At 41.2% G+C, this 3734-nt stretch carries 2 protein-coding genes and 1 pseudogene; all 3 read right to left on the bottom strand.

Annotated elements, in window-relative coordinates; genetic code table 11:
• Positions 1–150 precede the first annotated feature (150 nt).
• A complete protein-coding gene (locus Q0541_RS18505) occupies positions 151–2094 on the bottom strand; it encodes an AAA family ATPase (RefSeq protein WP_298913230.1) in 1944 nt (647 codons plus the stop codon).
• A 54-nt stretch (positions 2095–2148) separates the two neighbouring features.
• Positions 2149–3197: pseudogene (locus Q0541_RS18500) on the bottom strand (J domain-containing protein).
• A gap of 83 nt (positions 3198–3280) precedes the next feature.
• Complete coding sequence (locus Q0541_RS18495) at positions 3281–3559, bottom strand: hypothetical protein (RefSeq protein WP_298913227.1); 279 nt, start codon at positions 3557–3559, stop codon at positions 3281–3283.
• Positions 3560–3734 lie beyond the last annotated feature (175 nt).

The raw sequence follows: 3734 nt of genomic DNA, 5'->3' as shown, positions 1-3734 counted from the left end.
GTCGCAAGATCACCATTGCCTCACTCATCTTTTATTTCCCGACAACTCTAATGATCAGAGATGTGCATTGGTGTCAAATACTGTTCAACAACCACTTGTACGCAGTGTCCATTTGAGGCAAAAGCGTGACGCAAATCGTCAGTATCCCAGTTAAGCATGGAGATCAGAGGTATCTGTATAAATAGCTTCTTCCGCTAAAACTAATCGCTCATACAATTGGGCATCGAGATTTTGCCTGGGCAGTAAGCGATAAAACCTTTGGGTATGACGAGGTACTGTCTCAGCTAAAATAAGCTTGACTGAGTGTGGGATCAATTGACCTAAAATTTGAGCAGCAAGTCCCTTATCCGATTGGGAGGCTAGTACATTGCGCCCGATAATAGAGTCAAAGTAGACATTTGGTGCAAGAGATGCCAGCATAGCAGGTATCTGTGCAACAGATGCAGTAAAAACTATTGGTCGCATTGTTTCAGGAAGTGCCGCAGCAAGTTCTATTAAAGCATTGGCATCAGAGCTATTGCGGACACAGGCATAAACCCCACCTTCTGGAACTTGCCGGATTGCTTCCCAAGTAAGTAAACCAGTGGCAGCATTTAAATCCAATACTAAATGATGACGTTGTAATTGAGCGAAAGTAAAAATGCGCTCGCGCACAGATGCTAATTGTGTACTTACCTGAGAAAGTGTGCGTTGCAACCAGCGCTCATCTGCTCGGTCAACAGTTCCATAAGTCATGACTTCCACTGGTGCAACACCAATACCTTCTACTATTGCAGCAAGTTGAGCTTCTCGACGACGTGCCACTTGTGTTGCGATTTGGTGTTCATAACCTTGGGTTGAAGGTTGGTAAAACAATTGACCTTGCAAGCTCTTGGGTAAATATTGCTGTTCTACCCAATGATCTCGGTAAGCGTGAGGATAGAGATAACCCACCCCATGCCCAAAACCTTTTTTATCCCGATTGGCATCCTTAAGATGAGTGGGAACGGAAGCAACATTTTCAATTTCTACTGCGGCTAAAGCATCAAAAAAGCCCATAATGCTATTGGATTTTGGTGCAGTCGCTAAATAAATTACTGCCTGCGCCAAATGATAACGTCCTTCCGGCATTCCCACGCGATCGAATGCTTCGGCACAGGCATTGGTAACGACAACTGCTTGTGGGTCAGCCAATCCGACATCTTCGCTTGCAAGAATTAACATCCGACGGAAAATAAAACGCGGGTCTTCACCTGCATAAACCATTTTGGCCAGCCAGTAGAGTGCTGCATCTGGGTCAGAACCTCGTAAGCTCTTGATAAAAGCACTAATGGTATCAAAATGGGCATCCCCTTCTTTGTCGTATAAAACAGCACGTTGCTGAATTGATTCTTCTGCCACTGCTAGGGGAATATGAATAACACCTGTAGCATCGGGGGGTGTAGTCTCTACAGCCAGTTGCAAAGCATTCAATAGTGAACGAGCATCACCGTTAGCAACATTAACTAGATGAGCTAAAGCATCTGCGTCAATTTCTACTGTTAAGTTGCCATAACCGCGTTCCGAATCAGCTAGCGTTTGCTCAACAATTTTGTATAAATCTTTATTAGTTAATTGCTGAAGTTGAAAAATCCGCGAACGGCTGACAAGTGCCTTATTGACTTCAAAAAAAGGATTTTCGGTGGTAGCACCAATAAGAATGATTGTACCATTCTCTACCCAAGGCAATAGAGCATCTTGCTGAGACTTATTAAAACGATGGACTTCATCGACAAAAAGAATAGTTCGTTGATTATGGAACTTGCGCTGTTGAAGGGCAATTTCAATTGCCGCTCGAATTTCTTTAACTCCCGAAAGTACGGCATTGATAGCAATGAAGTGAGCGAGGGTGGTGTTGGCAATAACACGGGCTAAAGTAGTCTTGCCAGTCCCTGGTGGCCCAGAAAAGATTAAGGAAGACAGCTGATCCAAACTAATAGCACGCCGCAGTAGTCTTCCTTGTCCGATAATATGCTCTTGACCAATAAATTGCTTGAGTGTCCGGGGACGCATCCGAGCCGCCAGTGGTACTTCCTCTTCGGTTATTTTTGTAAGATGCTGGTCAAATAAATCCATTATTTAATACGTCTTCATTCACTGCCAACTGTGATTTTTAAGAAAAATCAACTACTATCTGATTAATTCTGACAACATCTGCTCAAGAATATCTGACATAATTTCCTCGGATAAGGAGTGCAGAGTTGGTGGCCCACCAAGAAATTCTTTGATAGTGATCTTCTGTTCTTTAAAGTCCTTGACAAAATCCCGAATCTGACAAACAACGTTAATTTGATTTTCTATTGTTTCTACCATTTGAGCCATAGAGTCAATGCCTTTTTTAGCAGCTTTCCGAGAATCCGAAACCATCGTTCCTTCTGGAGTTTTCTTTGCCAAACGCAGTTCCCGTTTCAAGTTTCATATTGAGTGAGAAGAATTTGATTTTGCTGTTTTATAGTTCGACATTTTCGAGTTAAATCATCTTCGCTATTATTGTCAATAACTTCCCCGACTTGGTGAAGTCGCTCAATTTCTAGAAGTCTTGCCAAATCACCTTCTTGGTAGGCTTGATTAATTGATTTCATAATTTCTGTATTATATGTCTGTGTCTCCCTGTCTTTTACCTTGTCAGGGTGAAAGATTTCAGCTAATCTCAGAAATGTTTCACGAATTTTTCTCTTATCTTCTGTTCTAGCTTTACCATGAGATTCTACAGATTCTTTTGTTTCCCAATGTTGATGGCGACTTTCAGCAGTTTCCTTAGAAAAATCTGATTCGGGTTCGGGGTCGTCAAACAATTCGTCTAGCTCTGTTGAAAATTGTTTGCGGCTTGGTTTGAGACTAATGATTCCTGTCAACTGGAGCTTAAGGTAAACTGCCTCTATATTTTTGAAGGTTTGTTTACCAAACTTTCTAGTAGTAAAAATCTCATCAAATAAAGTATGAATATCCTGGTCTAACTCAGCCATTTTTTGAAAGCTGGGACTGGCTTTTTGAAATATTTTTGTTGCGAAAGTTCGCGTCTGTTCAATAAAATTATTCAGTTCTGTGCGTTTTCTTTTAATCTGTTTGAGTAGCGATTGGTGTGATTTTTCTAGAAACTGTAAGCGGATATGTAATTGAGAGAGAGCCAGTGGAATTGTAACAGTCGAGTGGGATGAAGGTGGGGTTTTTCGAGGCATAGAAAATTTATGCTTTTTTCAAGGTAAAAAAAACTATAGTGACAATTGAGACTTCAATGATGATACATGAATGTCTACTGAGATTAATTTCCTGGAGACATCTGTGCCTGTAACTGCTGCACCTGTTCTACACTTAAACCCGTGATTTGTGCGATTTCCTGTACAATCATTCCTCTTTGCAGTAGATTCAGTGCAATCTCTTCTTTTGCTTTTTGAGCGCCTTCCTGTTGCCAACTGGTTACAATCTCCATAATTTCCTCCTGCTCATCTAATCCCATTGTACTGATTGCCGCTTGAAAGACCTGTTTCTCAGTATCATCGAGTCGCAAATAGGTATCAACAAAACCCGAAATTAATTGCATCCGCGCTGGATCTAATTTTAACGTTGCCAGCAAATGTAAAAAAGCTATATCTAGATAGAGGATTCTTTAATACTCCTGTAATCCACTGGTTGCAAGCCTTAGATATTTCCTTTCTCATGTCTGCTATCAAGACAGGGAAACAGGGAGGAATCAAACAATTTTTAAAGGGGAGAAA

The sequence above is a fragment of the uncultured Nostoc sp. genome (genome assembly GCF_937863485.1).
In the GTDB taxonomy this organism is placed as follows: Bacteria; Cyanobacteriota; Cyanobacteriia; order Cyanobacteriales; family Nostocaceae; genus Nostoc.
The sequence above is the reverse complement of the archived record's forward strand: the minus strand, read 5'-3'. Positions and strand labels throughout refer to the sequence as shown.